Origin of the sequence: Amycolatopsis minnesotensis (assembly GCF_039529815.1) — a bacterium.
Lineage (GTDB): Bacteria > Actinomycetota > Actinomycetes > Mycobacteriales > Pseudonocardiaceae > Amycolatopsis > Amycolatopsis minnesotensis.
This window is the reverse complement of record NZ_BAAANN010000031.1, coordinates 1-14,513: the sequence shown is the minus strand read 5'-3', so window position 1 is coordinate 14,513 and position 14,513 is coordinate 1. Positions and strand designations below refer to the sequence as shown.

The 14,513-nt window shown below is 68.9% G+C and carries 19 protein-coding genes; 7 read left to right on the top strand and 12 right to left on the bottom strand.

Going from position 1 to position 14,513, the window contains the following annotated elements; translation table 11 throughout:
- Positions 1-21 precede the first annotated feature (21 nt).
- From ABD256_RS31725 to ABD256_RS31715, 3 genes are all read left to right on the top strand, one after another.
- A complete protein-coding gene (locus ABD256_RS31725; protein WP_344427406.1) occupies positions 22-1,215 on the top strand; it encodes a phosphotransferase in 1,194 nt (397 codons plus the stop codon).
- A 127-nt stretch (positions 1,216-1,342) separates the two neighbouring features.
- On the top strand, positions 1,343-2,152 hold the full coding sequence (locus ABD256_RS31720; RefSeq protein ID WP_344427403.1) for an SGNH/GDSL hydrolase family protein: 810 nt from the start codon (positions 1,343-1,345) through the stop codon (positions 2,150-2,152).
- 36 nt (positions 2,153-2,188) lie between these two features.
- Entirely contained in the window at positions 2,189-3,559 is a 1,371-nt protein-coding gene (locus ABD256_RS31715) for a replication-associated recombination protein A (RefSeq protein WP_344427400.1), read from the top strand.
- 157 nt (positions 3,560-3,716) lie between these two features.
- Here the strand turns inward: ABD256_RS31715 and ABD256_RS31710 are convergent, their stop codons facing one another.
- Both ABD256_RS31710 and ABD256_RS31705 read right to left on the bottom strand, forming a co-directional pair.
- Positions 3,717-3,998, bottom strand: a complete 282-nt coding sequence (locus ABD256_RS31710) for an SMI1/KNR4 family protein (RefSeq protein ID WP_344427674.1) — start codon at positions 3,996-3,998, stop codon at positions 3,717-3,719.
- A gap of 228 nt (positions 3,999-4,226) precedes the next feature.
- Positions 4,227-5,354 carry an HNH endonuclease signature motif containing protein gene (locus ABD256_RS31705; RefSeq protein WP_344427397.1) on the bottom strand — a complete coding sequence of 376 codons (1,128 nt, stop codon included), beginning with the start codon at positions 5,352-5,354 and terminating at the stop codon, positions 4,227-4,229.
- Between the two features lie 454 nt (positions 5,355-5,808).
- On the opposite strand from ABD256_RS31705, the gene ABD256_RS31700 reads away from it, so the two are divergent.
- The gene (locus ABD256_RS31700) at positions 5,809-6,993 is read left to right on the top strand and encodes an acyltransferase family protein (protein ID WP_344427393.1); all 1,185 of its coding nucleotides are present in this window, start codon (positions 5,809-5,811) and stop codon (positions 6,991-6,993) included.
- Between the two features lie 22 nt (positions 6,994-7,015).
- On the opposite strand, the gene ABD256_RS31695 is transcribed toward ABD256_RS31700, so the two are convergent.
- Genes ABD256_RS31695 through ABD256_RS31685 form a run of 3 tightly spaced genes read right to left on the bottom strand, consistent with a single transcriptional unit; the run spans position 7,016 to position 9,551 of the window.
- Positions 7,016-7,489 (bottom strand): hypothetical protein, encoded by a 474-nt coding sequence (locus tag ABD256_RS31695; RefSeq protein WP_344427390.1) that lies wholly within the window; start codon positions 7,487-7,489, stop codon positions 7,016-7,018.
- Entirely contained in the window at positions 7,486-8,880 is a 1,395-nt protein-coding gene (locus tag ABD256_RS31690; protein WP_344427387.1) for an ATP-binding protein, read from the bottom strand. Before ABD256_RS31690 ends, ABD256_RS31695 begins: the two co-directional genes overlap by 4 nt.
- On the bottom strand, positions 8,877-9,551 hold the full coding sequence (locus tag ABD256_RS31685; RefSeq protein WP_344427384.1) for a response regulator: 675 nt from the start codon (positions 9,549-9,551) through the stop codon (positions 8,877-8,879). Before ABD256_RS31685 ends, ABD256_RS31690 begins: the two co-directional genes overlap by 4 nt.
- A 111-nt stretch (positions 9,552-9,662) precedes the next feature.
- On the opposite strand from ABD256_RS31685, the gene ABD256_RS31680 reads away from it, so the two are divergent.
- Positions 9,663-10,394, top strand: coding sequence for an SGNH/GDSL hydrolase family protein (locus tag ABD256_RS31680; RefSeq protein WP_344427382.1), 732 nt, complete (start codon positions 9,663-9,665; stop codon positions 10,392-10,394).
- Between the two features lie 150 nt (positions 10,395-10,544).
- Here ABD256_RS31680 and ABD256_RS31675 read toward each other — a convergent pair whose 3' ends face one another.
- Positions 10,545-10,868: an MFS transporter gene (locus ABD256_RS31675; protein WP_344427380.1), complete on the bottom strand. Its 324-nt coding sequence runs from the start codon at positions 10,866-10,868 to the stop codon at positions 10,545-10,547.
- Here ABD256_RS31675 and ABD256_RS31670 point away from each other — a divergent pair.
- Positions 10,855-11,103 (top strand): type 2 periplasmic-binding domain-containing protein, encoded by a 249-nt coding sequence (locus ABD256_RS31670; protein ID WP_344427377.1) that lies wholly within the window; start codon positions 10,855-10,857, stop codon positions 11,101-11,103. The two genes, ABD256_RS31675 and ABD256_RS31670, sit on opposite strands and share 14 nt — an antisense overlap.
- Positions 11,104-11,108: 5 nt before the next feature.
- Here ABD256_RS31670 and ABD256_RS31665 read toward each other — a convergent pair whose 3' ends face one another.
- From ABD256_RS31665 to ABD256_RS31655, 3 genes are read right to left on the bottom strand one after another with little or no spacing between them, the layout of a single operon-like run.
- A complete protein-coding gene (locus ABD256_RS31665) occupies positions 11,109-11,351 on the bottom strand; it encodes a hypothetical protein (protein WP_344427374.1) in 243 nt (80 codons plus the stop codon).
- Complete coding sequence (locus ABD256_RS31660; protein WP_344427369.1) at positions 11,348-11,935, bottom strand: hypothetical protein; 588 nt, start codon at positions 11,933-11,935, stop codon at positions 11,348-11,350. Before ABD256_RS31660 ends, ABD256_RS31665 begins: the two co-directional genes overlap by 4 nt.
- Positions 11,936-11,964: 29 nt before the next feature.
- Complete coding sequence (locus tag ABD256_RS31655) at positions 11,965-12,306, bottom strand: PadR family transcriptional regulator (RefSeq protein WP_344427366.1); 342 nt, start codon at positions 12,304-12,306, stop codon at positions 11,965-11,967.
- Positions 12,307-12,440: 134 nt separating this feature from the next.
- On the opposite strand from ABD256_RS31655, the gene ABD256_RS31650 reads away from it, so the two are divergent.
- On the top strand, positions 12,441-12,713 hold the full coding sequence (locus tag ABD256_RS31650) for a hypothetical protein (RefSeq protein ID WP_344427363.1): 273 nt from the start codon (positions 12,441-12,443) through the stop codon (positions 12,711-12,713).
- On the opposite strand, the gene ABD256_RS31645 is transcribed toward ABD256_RS31650, so the two are convergent.
- The 3 genes from ABD256_RS31645 to ABD256_RS31635 are packed head-to-tail and all read right to left on the bottom strand — an operon-like array spanning position 12,710 to position 14,355.
- On the bottom strand, positions 12,710-13,735 hold the full coding sequence (locus ABD256_RS31645) for an alpha/beta hydrolase (protein WP_344427360.1): 1,026 nt from the start codon (positions 13,733-13,735) through the stop codon (positions 12,710-12,712). The genes ABD256_RS31650 and ABD256_RS31645 overlap by 4 nt on opposite strands.
- Before the next feature lie 18 nt (positions 13,736-13,753).
- Positions 13,754-14,050, bottom strand: coding sequence for a hypothetical protein (locus ABD256_RS31640; protein ID WP_344427357.1), 297 nt, complete (start codon positions 14,048-14,050; stop codon positions 13,754-13,756).
- Positions 14,047-14,355, bottom strand: a complete 309-nt coding sequence (locus tag ABD256_RS31635) for a hypothetical protein (RefSeq protein WP_344427355.1) — start codon at positions 14,353-14,355, stop codon at positions 14,047-14,049. The genes ABD256_RS31640 and ABD256_RS31635 overlap by 4 nt, the downstream gene beginning before the upstream one ends.
- Positions 14,356-14,513: the final 158 nt, after the last annotated feature.

Genomic DNA, 14,513 nt, shown 5'->3' with positions numbered 1-14,513 from the left:
TCACGAGTAGGGTCGGACGCAATGACAGTGGATTCTTCGGGCACTTCCTCACTCAACGGCCAGGCTGTGGCTGCGGGGCCCGAAGCCCTCGCCATCCAGGCCGCGATGTCGGCGGGTGAATCGGTTCTGGCACACCGTTTCGGCAGCGCGATCACCCTGGTGGACGCCGAGCACCTCGACGGGAGCGGCCCGGCGACCGTGGTCAGGGCCAGGATCGCGTCCTCGTCGTTCGCGTTGCCGCGCACGCTCGTCATCAAGCACTACCCGCAGCCGCCAGCCAAGGGCGCGGCGGACCCGTTCGCCCAGGAGGCGGTCAGCTACCAGCTGTTCACCGCGCTCTCGCCGGACGAGCGGATGTGCCCGGAACTGCTCGCGCACGACGGCAAGCACCGCGTGCTGGTGATCGACGATCTCGGTGACGCACCCACTTTGCGTGACAAGCTGCACGGCCGCGACGCGCGCGGGGCCGAGCGCTCACTGCTGTCGTGGGCGCGCTCGCTCGGCAGGCTGCACGCCAGCACAGCGGGCAGGGAAGCGGACTTCAACGCGTTGCTGCGCCGCCTCGGCGGCCCGGTGAAGGGCGAGGACGCCATGCCGGTGCTCGCGACCGCCCAGCTGCCCGCGCTGCTCGACGAGCTGTTCGGCGTGGCGACGCCCGAATCGGTCCGGCAGCGGGCGGAGCGGTGCGCCGAGCACGCGCGGTCGTTGTCCTACCGCGCGTTCAGCCCGGTGGACCTGAGCCCGGACAACAACCTGGTCACCACCGGCGGTGTGCGGTTCCTCGACTTCGAGCGCGGGCTCGTCCGCAACGCGCTCGTCGACGCCGCCGAACTGCGGGTGCCGTTCTCGTCCGGCACCGGCGCGCTCGCGCTGCCCGCCGGGATGAGCGAGGCCATGGTGGCGGCGTGGCGCGCCGAGGTCTCCAGCGTGTGGCCGGTGCTCGCCGACGAGCAGGTGCTCACCGAGCACCTGCTCGACAGCCAGCTTCTCCGCGTCTGGATCACCAGCTGGGAGCGGTTACCCAAGATCCCGGCTGGCAAGGCCGGCCAGACCAGCGAAGCCGCGGCGCTCGTGACGTGGTGGCGCGATCTGGCGGCCCGCGCCGAGCTGGCCGGGAGCGCGGAGGTCGCCGAGCACGCGGCCGCGGTCGCCGCCGCGGTGGACGCGGCGCACGGCCCCGGCCTGGAACTGGCGCTCTACCCGGCGTTCCGGTAGCCGCGCACCGAGGGTTCTTCCAGGCGTCCCCACCGCTTTACCCTGCCATCACCGCTGATGAGTGTCGGTGACCCATGGTCTGGGTGTGACCGTGGTGAGCGAGAAAGTCACTCAGGGCCAAGGCCCCGTGGAACCCTCCTTCGTCCCGTCCGGTCCGCGCCTGGCGCGGCGGCTGGCGGTGCTCGGCGACTCCACCGCGGTGGGGCTCGGCGATCCGCTGCCAGGCGGCGCGTGGCGCGGTGTCGGACCGCTCGTGGCCGACGCGCTCGGCGTCGGCGACGGCGGCTACGTCAACCTGTCCTTCACCGGCGCGCGGATGCACTGCGTGCTGGCCGACCAGCTACCCGGCGCGCTGGCGCACCGTCCCGACGTCACGTTGATCGTGGTCGGCATGAACGACACGCTGCGCTCGGACTTCTCCGCGCCGGCGATCGAGGCGGATCTCGACAAGATCGTCGTGGAGCTGACCGCGGCGGGCAGCCTCGCGATCCCCGTCCGCTTTCACGACCACGGCAAGGTGTTCCGCCTGCCGGGACCCCTGAAGCGGGCCTTGAGCGCACGCGTGGCCGAGCTGAACGAGGTGATCGACACCGTGGTGGCGCGCCGCGGCGTGCCGTGCCTCGATCTGGTGTCCCTGCCCGGCGCCTACGACCTGACCGCGTGGAGCGTGGACCGGCTGCACCCGTCCGAACTGGGGCACCGGATGCTCGCGCGGGGCTTCGCCGAACTGATCGAAGGCGCGGGCTTCACCGTGCCGGATCCGGTGAGCCTGACCTGCTCCGGCGGGCTCGAGCCGGGTGCCGCCCAGCACCTCGGGTGGCTGGTGTTCAAGGGAATCCCGTGGCTGTGCCGTCGCGGCGCCGATTTCCTGCCCTACGCGGCGGCGATCATCGCGCGGTCGTTCGCCGAGTCGGCGAGGCGTCGCCTGCCCCGCTGACGCGCCCTGTCGGTGCTCGCGGCTACCGTGAAGCCCGTGGGACAGGACGAACTCTTCACGGTGAACCCGGAGGCGGCCCCGCCGCCGGAACCGGTGGCGGACGCGCCGCGCGAGCAGGTGGTGCCCGCGGGGTCCCCGCTGGCGGTGCGCATGCGCCCGCGCTCGCTCGACGAGGTCGTCGGCCAGAAGCACCTGCTCGGTGAAGGCGCGCCGCTGCGGCGGCTGGTGGAGGGCGCGGCACCCGCGTCAGTGCTGTTGTACGGCCCGCCCGGCACCGGGAAGACCACGCTGGCCAACCTGGTCTCCACTGCCACCGGGCGCCGGTTCGTCGCGCTCTCGGCGCTGTCCGCGGGCGTCAAGGAAGTGCGCGGCGTGATCGAGGAAGCGCGCCGCAGGCGGAACTACAACGCGGAGAACACCGTGTTGTTCATCGACGAGGTGCACCGGTTCTCGAAGACTCAGCAGGACGCGCTGCTCGGCGCCGTGGAGGACCGGACCGTCCTGCTGGTCGCGGCGACCACGGAGAACCCGTCGTTCTCGGTGGTGTCGCCGCTGCTGTCCCGTTCGCTGGTGCTCCAGCTCCGCTCGTTGACCGACGACGACATCCGCGAGCTGCTCACGCGCGCGATGGCGGACGAGCGCGGTCTGGCCGGCGAGCTGACCCTGGAGCCCGACGCCGAGGACCACCTCGTCCGCCTCGCCTCCGGTGACGCCAGGCGCGCGCTCACCGCGCTGGAGGCCGCCGCCGACGCCGCCGCGGCCACCGAGGCGGGCGTGATCGACCTCGCCACCGTGGAGTCCACTGTGGACAAGGCGGCGGTGCGCTACGACCGCGACGGCGACCAGCACTACGACGTGATCAGCGCGTTCATCAAGTCCATCCGCGGGTCCGATGTGGACGCGGCGCTGCACTACCTGGCGCGGATGATCGAGGCGGGGGAGGACCCGAGGTTCCTCGCGCGCAGGCTCGTCGTGCACGCCAGCGAGGACATCGGCATGGCCGATCCCACGGCGTTGCAGTCCGCCGTCGCCGCCGCGCACGCCGTGCAGTTCATCGGCATGCCCGAGGGCAGGCTCGCGCTCGCCCAGGCGACCGTGCACCTCGCCACCGCCCCGAAGTCGAACTCGGTGATCGTCGGCATCGACGCGGCGATCGCGGACGTGCGCGCGGGCAAGGCCGGTGTGGTGCCGCCGCACCTGCGCGACGGGCACTACGCGGGCGCGGAGAAGCTCGGCAACGCGAAGGGCTACCGCTACCCGCACAACGTGCCCGAAGGCGTGCTGGCGCAGCAGTACCCGCCGGACACCCTGGTCGGGCAGGACTACTACCACCCGACGCAGCGCGGCGGCGAACGCACGCTCGCCGAGCGCGTCCCGAAGCTGCGCCGCACCATCAGAGGCTCCTGAGGTTCTGGGTGAGCCGCCGTGCTGTCCACCCCCGCTCGATGAGCCTGTCGAACAGGAGCAGCACTGGGCCGTCGACGACGAAGCACAGCTCAGCGGTACCTGGACCGGGATTGGCGGCCGTGGCGTCTTCGGCGGTCGAGGCGCATGGGGCTGATCCTCAACCGGCGTCCAACCGCCGAGCCGCCTGCAACAGCAACGCAGCAAAGCTCCGCTCGAACATTTCGCGGTAACTGTCATCAAGTTCGTTCCAGGTCTCCACGAGCCCCGGGGCGCGCTCGGCAAACCAGCCGATCTCGTCCACGTGGAGCAGGTCGACATGGCCGACATAACCAAAGCCGTTGCTGGCCAACAGGAAGTTCCGGTACGCCGACCGCAGTCGAGCACCGAGCCGCTCTTCGGCAGCCACGACCGCGTCCGCACTGGCCGGCTCGTAGCCAATCCACCCTCACGTTCGACATGGCTCCTGAGGAACGTTCCGGCCCGTTCTCCTCGAGCACGCGCAACAAGCTCGAGTCGCCCAGGAACTGCGAACTGTAGTCACGCAGGAACACGCGGCACTCGGCCGACGTTGCGGGCACTTGCACAAAAGGGCAAAATCAGTTCCGAGGCCGCCACGATACTGCGACTGTGGACCGGTGATCTCGAAGCCGAGGTCTGCTGGCCCCGGTCAGATGAATCCGGTCGGTTTTTCGGTGTAGGTGCGGCCGTCGGGGGTGGTGACGGTGATGGTGCCGTCGTCGCCGGTGTGGAATTCCCACCCGGGTTCATCGCACAGGCCGTGATGCACGCGGCAGAAGGGCCGGAAGTTGACTTTGTCGGTGCCGCCGCCTTCGCTCCAGGGCTGGATGTGGTCGAGGTCGCTGCACTGGGCGGGCCGGAAACATCCCGGCAGGTAACAGGTGCGGTGCAAGACCTGGACGTACCTGCGCATCTTTTTCGACGGCCGGTAACTCTTGCGGCCCATGTCGACCGGTAGCCCGGTCATCGGCTCGGACACGATCCGGTTCCACACGGAGTTCGGTTCGAAGGCGATCTCGCGCGCCATCTCGGGTGAGATCTCGCCGCATCCGGCCAGTTCGGCGGGGTTGTTCCGCAGGCTCATCAGGGTCGGCAGGTCGATGTAGACGAAGACCTGCGCCGTCGGCTTACCGCCGCACTCCCCACCCAGGCACAGCTCCACGAGGCCATCGGCTCTGAGCTGGTCCATGGTGCGCACGTCGCCTTGGCGCTTCTTGTCCAACGCGTACCGGTCACACAGGGCATAGATCGCCTGCGCCCGATCCGAGGGCAACTCCGCGAACAACGTCGAGGACCCGTGATCCCCGTGCCGGATCTCCACCATCCGCGCCGCCGTCTTCGCTCGCCGCCGCTGCTCATACCCCTCGGGATCGACCCGCATCAGCAGCGAGTTGGCCATCCGTCGTAACGAGCCTGGATTCTTGTTCTCGAACGTCAACCGCGAGTCCACCTCAGCCGCGACCTCCCGGGACGCACACGCGGTAGCCTCGAACACTTTCGATGCCATGCCCTCATCGATGAGCCCGTTCTCCAACGCCTCCAGAGTGCGCGGGAGGTAGGAGGTCAACGCGTCAGCGAGCGCCGCTTTCTTCTCCGCCCCGGCTTGGGTGCAGTTGCACGACAACGCCACCCATGCCAGCACCGATCTTCGCGACCACACCCCACTCATCTGTGCGATTTGCCGCAACAACATCGCCTGCCCATACCGATACCACCTCTTCCAATGCTCCGCAGAATCAGAAATAACCCGACCGTCAGAAATCTCCAGTACATCCACAAAACAATTCTATCAATCAACCCACCACCCGATCGGGTACAGAAATGATCACAACCTGCCACAACGCGCCCACAACGAAACCGCACGCCAAACAACATACGGGACCGACAGTGCGTCGGGGACGCTACCCCAAGGCGACCAAAGGTTTTCGTTCCGTAGGGAACCGACGCTGGTGACCAACGACGCGACCGGCACCGAGGAGCGTCGGTTCCCTACGGCGCGCCGAAGGCGTGCCGTAAACCTTCACCGTGCCACCCAAACACGCGAGCAAACCCAAAAAGAAGCCCCCATTTTCAACCCTACACAACCCGACCGACAATTCCGGATGACCGGCCCCGTCCGGCCCCATCCAGCCCCAGCCGAACCCAGTCGAACCCATCCGCACGAGCCACTGCGACAGAACTGCGACACGACGACGACCGCCACCCGACACACCAGTACCACAGTCGAAGCCATGACACACGCACAGGAAGCCCCGACCGTCGCGCTAAGGACGCGGTCATCCGCGCTGGACGGGTTGCGCGGCATCGCGATCTTGGGTGTGCTGCTGTTCCACACCGGTCACCTGCCCGGCGGGTTCCTCGGGGTGGACCTGTTCTTCGCGTTGTCCGGGTACCTCATCACCGAACTGCTGCTGCGGGAGATCGACGCGACGGGCACGGTGTCACTGGTGGGCTTCTGGGGCCGGCGGATTCGCCGCCTGCTGCCGGCGCTGGCGACCATGCTCGTCGGCACCACCGTGCTGGTGTGGCTCGTGGCATCGCCGGACGTGGTGCGGACGACGCTCGCCGACGGCCCGTGGGTGCAGCTGAACCTGGTCAACTGGCATCTGCTCGCGGAGTCGGCGGGGTACTGGGACCGGTTCGGGGCGGCCAGGGTGTTCGAGCACCTGTGGAGCATCGCGGTCGAGGAGCAGTTCTATCTGGTGTGGCCGGTGATCCTGCTGGTCATCGTCCGATGTGGACGGAACCTGGACCGTCGAGTCGCCACGATCGCGCTGCTGGCTTCGGTCGTTTCGCTGGCGCTGATGATCGCGCTGGTCATCCCGGGAGATCCGAGCAGGGTCTACACCGGCACGGATACTCGTGCGTTCTCGTTGTTGCTGGGGGCGGTGGTCGCCACCCGGTCCGCGCGAACGTTACTGGCCAAGCTGGCCGCGCCGTGGGTGGGCGCTGTGCTGGTGTCCTTGATCGGCGTGCTGTGGTGGTTCGCCGACGGCGTGAACTCGCGGTGGCTGTTCACCGGCGGGCTCTTCGCGCACTCACTGGCGGCCGCGGTGCTGATCGGGCTGTGCGCGCGGGCGCCGCACACGGTGCTCGCGAAAATCCTTGCCTGGCAACCACTGCGCTGGCTGGGGTTGATCTCCTACAGCCTCTACCTGTGGCACTGGCCAGTCTCCGCGCTGCTCCCCGCGCAGTGGAGCGGATGGCCCCGGACCTTGCTGGTGTGCACCCTTTCGATCGGTTTGGCCGCACTCTCGAAGTACTTGGTCGAAGACCCGATCCGGTTCCGCGCCAAGTGGGCGCGTGGGCGCAGCGGAGTTTTCGCGTTCACCGCGGTCATGGCCGGACTGGCCGTGCTGTGGCTGGTGTTGCCTGCCCCGGCACCGATCACCGTCGATATCAGCGGACTTGGCTGAGCGTCCAGCGAGGAGAAGCGGCTCAGGTGATGAGCGGACAGGTCCGCAGCTTGTCCGACTCGGGCGTGGGCTGGGTGAAGATGACCCGCACCTTCGTGGTCCTTGGCCCGCCACCGCGCACGTGGACGTCCAGCGCGGTGCACACGAGCTGATCGATGCCGAGCCGGCCCACCTCGTAGATGGCCAACGGCACCATCAGCTGGATCACTCCCGGTTCGGTGGTCACGGCGACACGGGCGCCCGACGTCGGCGCGATCTCCGTGTGCGCGTCCGGGGCGCCGGGCCCGCTCAGCAACAGGGACAGCGCTTCGGAAATCGTGTCGAGGTGCCCGGTTCTCCGTGGCTGTGGCCGGAGTTCGCGCTGCGCGTCGACGAAGTACAACGTCACGCCTGGTGCGATGCCGGTCGGGGCCTCACCTCCGGTGGTCGGCCCGGACGGCTCGATCCCGCAGCTCGTGAGCAGCAGGAGCAGTACGGCCAGCCAGCTCCGTTTCACCGGTCCTCCAGGTTCCGCGGCAGTCGCAGCACGAACCGCGCACCACCATCCGCATTGGATGCGACGAGTTCGCCGCCGTGGATGCGCGCGTTTTCCCGCGCGATCGCCAGTCCGAGCCCGCTGCCGGGGGTACGCGCTCGCGCGGTGTCGGCCTTGTAGAAGCGGTCGAACACGTGGGGCAGCACGCGTTCGGGTAGGCCAGGACCGTGATCGGTGACCTCGATCAGGACCTCCTCAGCGGTGGCCGAGACGTGGACGCGCACCGGTGGCGCGCCGTGCCGCAGCGCGTTGCCCGCCAGGTTGGCCACGACGACATCGAGGCGGCGCCGGTCCGCTCGGAGCAGGATCTGGTGCGGCGCAACAAGTTCAACCCGATCCAGCCACCCCCGGGCGCGCAGGCAGTCTCGTACCGCGCTTACCACGTCGACCTCCTCCAGCCGCACGGAGGCGGTTCCGGCGTCGAAGCGGGAGACCTCCATCAGGTCCTCGACGAGCCGGACCAGCCGGTGGGTTTCGGCGATCGCCAGCTGCGCGGACTCCCTGGCGTCCGCGTCCAGGTCATCGGTCGTGGTCGCCAGCACTTCCATCACCGCGGTCAGCGTGCTCAACGGGGTGCGCAGTTCGTGGGAGACGTCGGCGGCGAACCGCTTGGCGTCGGCTTGCATGCGCTGCATCGCCGCCATCGACGTCTGCACCGACTCGGCCATTTCGTTGATGCTGACCGTCAGCTCGGCCAACTCGTCCGCACCCTGCGGGGCGGAGCGGGCGTCGAGGTCGCCCGCGGCGATCCGGCGCGCGGTGTCCCGGAGCTTCCGCACCGGGCGCAGCACGCTGCCCGCGGCCAGCAGCGCGAGCAGCGCCGCCAGCGGCAAAGCCACCGCCGCGGTGAGCCCCGCGGACCGCGCCAGCCCGTCGATCTGCTGCTCGACCCCGGTGAGGTCGTCCGCCGTGTACACCTCGACGCCGGACGGGGTGCGGCTGCCGTCGGCGGCGGTGAGCATGACCGGGGTGCCGATCAGCAGCCACGGGGTGTCGCCCGCGGTTATTCGCTGCGTGACAACCCGGTTCTGGGCGCGCACCGCGGCGCTCAGCGCGTCGGTGATCAGTTCGGTGCCGGTTCCCGCTGACCGCAGATCCCGGTAGGTGACCAGCGCGTTCGCGCCGACGGCCGTGCGCAGCCGATCGAGCGAATCCTGGTCCGGCGGATAGGTGAGCATGGGCGCGAGCGCCCCGATCTGGCTGGTGAGGGTGTCGGTGAGCCGTTGCTCGGTCGACGCGACCAGCGACGCACTGGCCGATCCGGCACTCGACCATGCCGCCGCCGCGGCCCCGAGCACGGTCACCAGCACGAAGGCGACCAGCAGCCGCGCACGGAGCCCCCTCGGCCTCATACCGGGCCGAACCGGTAGCCGAACCCGCGCACGGTTTGCACGTACACCGGGCTCGCCGGGTCGGACTCGATCTTCGCCCGCATCCGCTGCACGCAGTTGTCCACCAGCCGGGAGTCGCCGAGGTAGTCGTGCTCCCACACCTCCTGCAGCAGCTGCGTGCGGCTGAACACCCGGCCGGGAGCCCGCGAAAGGGTCAGCAGCAACCGCAGCTCGGTCGCCGTCAGCGGCACCGGCTCGCCGCGCACCGACACGGTGAGCGCGGTGGTGTCGATCCGGAGTTCGCCGTGCGCCCGCACGCCGTCGGAGGCACCCGCGCTGCGGCGCAGCACCGCGCGGATCCGCGCGTCCAGCACCGTGGGCTGTGCCGGTTTCACCACGTAGTCGTCCGCGCCCGCGGCCAGCCCGCTGACCACGTCGAAGTCGTCGCCACGCGCGGTCAGCATGATCACCGGTACCTCGCCCGCGTTCCGGATCCGGCGGCACACCTCGAATCCGTCGATACCGGGCAGCATCAGGTCGAGCACCACGATGTCCGGTGTGGACGAAGCGAACTCGGCCAGCCCGTGCTCACCGGTGTCCGCGGTGCGCACGTCGTGACCGTGCCTGGACAGCGCGAGCTGGAGGCCGCGCCGGACCAGCGGATCGTCCTCGATGAGCAGTATTGCCGCCACCTGTCCAGTATGGACAAGGCCGCGTCGCGTCGCCGGTCCGGTGGTCTTCTGCGACACGACTGCGACAGACCGGCGCAGCGGTGGGGACACGGCGACGGCACGGTCGGAACCATGACCAAGACACGAATGCTCCTCCTCGGCCTCGCCGGGCTGCTCCTGGCGACCGCGGCCTGCTCGGGCCCGTCCACCGCGACCGAAGCGAAACGGTCGAAAGTGCTCTTCCTCGGCGATTCGATCGCGGTGGGCGAGGCACTCCCGCTGGCCGCCGCGGTCAAGGCCGGTGGCGCCGACTTCCAGTCCATCGCCGCCGAGGGAGGCGGGAACGTCGTCGGGCCGGCCGCCGACGAGAACTGGAAGCAGCTACCAGGCCAGATCACCGAGGCCAAACCCACCGCGGTCGTCTACCAGATCGCCACCTACGACTGGGCCTCCCAGCCGGAACAGCAAGCGGCCTACGAGAAGCTGCTGACCACGGTGACCGGCGCCGGCGCGAAACTGGTCTTCGTCACCATGCCGCCGATCAAACCCGATGAGTTCTACCAGCCGCACATGGCCGAACTGGCACGCACTTCCGACATCGCCCGCACGGTCGCGGCGGGATCCTCCGGCAAGGCCAGCGTGCTGGACGCCACCGAGGTGTGGGGCAGCGCCTACCAGCAGACCAAGGACGGCAAGGCCGATCGCAGCGCCGACGGCATCCACACCTGCCCGCAGGGCGCCGCCCGCTTCACCAGTTGGCTGCTCACCGGCCTGGCGAAGGTGCTCCCCGGTTTCACCCCTCCCGCCGCGGAAGCATGGGCGAACACCGGCTGGTCGGCAGACAAGCACTTCAAGGGCTGTTGACCGGAAGCCGTGACGGTGGACCGGCCGGGTGGTCCGCTTTCCGGCGCGGGTAAAGGAAATGAGCGACCGATCGCGCGTGCGAGGTTCCTTGCGCCCAAGCGGCCAGCGAGAACCCCAGCACGGAGAGTGCGATGATGTCCACGAACACGATCAGCGACAACATTGGTCCTCCTGGTGATCGAGTGCCGTTTCCCCCGGCCGCACGAGGCCCGGCCGAGCGGTCAGCAGGCCGCACGCGAGTTCGGGCCCCACCAGCCAGAGCGACGCTTCCCAACCGCCGGTGACGTTGTGCAGCACGCCGAAGGTCGGCGGGCCGGTCGCGTTGAGGAGATGTCCGCTGACTGGGCCTTGCCCGAGAGCCGTGCCGTGTGCGGCGACGCCGAGCACGAGTGGCCGGTGGTCGCGGAGCCGGGCCGCGACCACCGGCACGCCGAACCCCGGCGGGATTCCGATGATCACGATGACCGTGTCCATCAGCCCGGCAGTGCCTGGCGCGAACCCGTGCTCGTGCACGCGGCTGGCCGAGGGACCGGCGGGCCAGGCGGTGGCGCGGGTGCCGGTGTCGAGCGAGAACGTACCCGCGCGGCGGATCCTCACCTGCGTGCGCCGGGGCGGCAGGCGGAACCCGCTCATCGACCTCGGGATGCGGGCGCTGGAAGAGGCGGTGCGCGAGCACCAGGCCGCGAAAGACCAGCCCCGATCGGCCTGACGGATTCAGGAGTTGGGTGCCGTGCGGCTCTTGCGCCAGCCGTAGATCGCCGCTCCCGCACCGGGAATCGCGGTGCCGAGGCCGATGACCGTGCCGGCCGCGGGGGACTGGCACAGGAATGCGACGGCGGCGCACAGTTCGCCGGACACCAGCACCACGCAGAGCACGAACCACCGCAGAATGCGCACCGCGTTGGTGGTGCGCGTAGTGGACGCGGTCACGTGCGCGAAAGCCTCGATGACCTTCATCGTCGGACCCTGTTCGCCTTCGCATCAGGCTCGCGCAACGCGAACCACAGCACCGGCACTCGCCAGAGGAGCCGGATCGTGTACCGAAGCTGTGCGCGACGGGATCGCGACGACTGCGCGATTTCTTCCAGCTCGCTCAGAAACTCGTCGAAATAGCGCTCGCGTTCCGCTAACGGCAGTGTCCGCAGTGCCCGGTCGATCGCGCGGCGGGGGAAGCGTGAGATCGGCTTCCGCTGCACTCGCGAGCCTGTTGGGCCCGGTGTCCGGTCGGCTTCGAGGAAGTCGCCGAGTTTCGTGCTGATCTTCATGAGCCGGTCGGCGTTGGCCCCGGTGTTCCGCTTGCTCTGGCGGAGTGCGGAAAGCAAGAAGTTCGCCTGCTCGAGACGGATCCGCGCCGGTGGCATGGAGGCGCCAGCGGTACCGAGGTTGCCGACCAGTTCTTCGAGTTTCTCCATCTCCTGCTTGAAATGGGACTTCGATCGGTCGAGATCGTCGAGGCCCATGGTCACTCGCGCGGCATGTGCCAGGAAACGGCGGCGCTTTTCCTCCTCCGATGGTGCTATCGGGATGTCGTCGGCCGACATGGGCGCGCGGCGGCTGGACAATGCGAAGATCACGACAGGCCACCGGTGGTACCGGGGCGGAGGCGGCCGAGTGCTGTCGGGTCCGGGGCCGCCCGGTGCAGGGCGGCCTTCACGGTGGCCAGGTTGCCCGGGTTGAGCCGGTAGTACCGGCGCTTCGGGCGGCCTTCCTCGGTCGTGTCGATCCTTTCCCAGTGGCTGATGAGCCATCCGGCTCTTTCCAGGCGCGCCAGGATGGGGTGGATCGTCCCGCTCGGCAGGCCGGCGGCGCGGCACAGCTCCAGGCCGTACCGCTCGCGATCGGGGTCGTCGAGCAGGACGTGCAGTACGAGCTGGGTGGGCAGCGTCATCCGCGGCCCGCGTGAACCAACCATGATGGAACTCTACTTAGGGGCTAAGTAGAGTTCCACTCAGGGGGCGGTCGGCCGTCCGGCGCATGGGATTCCCTCGTATGGCAGGGAAAATCATGAATTCCGTCGATTAGGCTCGACGGCCGAGGTGATGTCAAATGATCAGAACAGTCAGAGCCGTTGCCACTGGGCTGGCCACTGCGGCGTGCGTGCTGAGCGTGCCCGCGCTCGCGGAAGCCACGGCGGCGACGGTGACCACCGAGACCAGGGACTTCCGCGGCGAGGGGAGTAGCGACTTCGGGTTGGAGCTGTACTACGCCCGCGCTCACGCGCAACGGCAAGCGACCGCCGCGGGATTCGGCAACTGCACCGAGATCTGGCAGAAGCTCTGGCCCTACACCGCGACGGTCATCTGGCGCTGCACTCGTTAGCGCTTCAGGCGCTCCGCCAGCCACTTCAGGGCTAACGGGTAGCGGTAGTCGATGCCGCCGTGCGCGGCGTCGAACAGTTCGAAGTACACGCGGTCCTCCGGCAGGCCCGCCTTGAGGATTTCGGCGCGGAACGCCTCGGCGCCGACGTCGAGGAACCATTCGTCCCGCGTGCCCGCGTCGATCCAGCCCGCGCGCAGTGAGCGGAGGGCATCGGTGTACTTCGGTGCCATGCGCACCGGGTCCCAGTCCAGCCAACGCTGCCAGACGTCCTGGCGCAGCACACCGGTCACCGGGTCGAACGGCAGCTCCGGTGTGCCGTCCTCGCGCGCCGAAAAGCACGCCGCGACACCGAAGATGCCCAGGATCAGCTCGTCCTCGGGCTTGGTGAACGCGGTGCGCGAGCGGAAGTCCGCCCACCACCGCTGGACGTCGCCGCCGTAAGCGCGCAGCGCGCGAACGATCTCGCCCACCTCCGGCAGGTAGCTCAGTTCGTAGAGCGTGTCACCGGCGTGCGTGGCGAGCGCGCCGAACAGGTCCGGCCGCAGCATCGGCGTGATCATCGCGCCGAACCCGCCCGAGGACTTGCCGGTGATCGCGCGCGACTCGCGGTCCGCGATCGTCCGGTAGTGCGCGTCGACCCACGGGACGATCTCGTCGCACAGGTACGAGTGGTACTTCCCGGTACCGGGGGAGTCCACGAACTGCGACCCGCCGACCGCCGTCCACGCGTCGACGTAGACCAGCACGCACCCCGGTACCGTCCCGTCGGCGAACACCGCGTCCGCGGTCTCCGGGAACGGCTGGCGGTAGGCGGTCCGGTTGGCCCACATCGAGATGTGCCCGGTGTAGCCCTGGATCACGTACACGGTGGGGTAGCGGGTGGCCGTGTCGTCGTAGCCCGGCGGGACGTACACCCAGAGGGGCCGTTCGTGCGGATCGCCGAGGGGATTGTCGCGCAGCAGGGTCGAGTCGAAGGTGTGGCGGTCGATTCTTCCGGCGAGTTCGCCGTCCCAGGGCAGCATGGCGCCAGTCAACCAGATTCATCCCCGGCCGAGCGGGGTGAACCGGGTCCAGTCGGTGTCCCAGACCGGGTTGTAGTGCGAGTCTCGTCGGTAGGCGCGGGTGAGTTCGCGGTAGACGCGTTCGCGGTAGTGCCGCACCTGGTGCACGGCGTCGGCGTCCGCGCGCTCGATGACGAACAGCAGGTCCTCCGTGCACGAGACGATCGTTTCGAGCGCTTCGCCGAGGGCGTGGCGTTCGTCGGCGAAGCAGTCGATGAGGAAGCCCTGCATCGCGTAAAAGGTGTTCTCGGTGCGGGACTGGTAGTCGTCGGTCACGTGGGAGCGCTCGCTTTCGGTGTTTTCGGGGACGGCCAGTTCAGCCGGATGGTGACGAGGTGGTGGCGCGGTTCCTCGGGACGGAGCCGGTACACGCTCACGACGAAACGGCCGGGCTTCGCGCGCTGTCGTGCGAGAAAGTCCTCGGCACACGCCGTCGCGTAACGAACAGCCCAGCGCTCACGCCGTTCCGCGTGGTGCTCCAACGTGAACCCCATATCGTCGATTCGTTCGACGTACGCGAGTTCGCGAATCCCCTTCGTGTGCTCACGCCGGTATTCGAGTTCGTGGGGGTACCCGTCCATGGCGGAAGGGTGACCGTCGAACTCCGGCGCGGAAACACGCCGAAGTGAAACGTTTCCACTTAGAGCGTGTCTCGTATGGATGTTGTGGCTGATGATGCATGATCGTTGCCATGGCTGATGCGTTGTCCCGGCGGCTGGTGCCGGATGAGTTGTGGGCT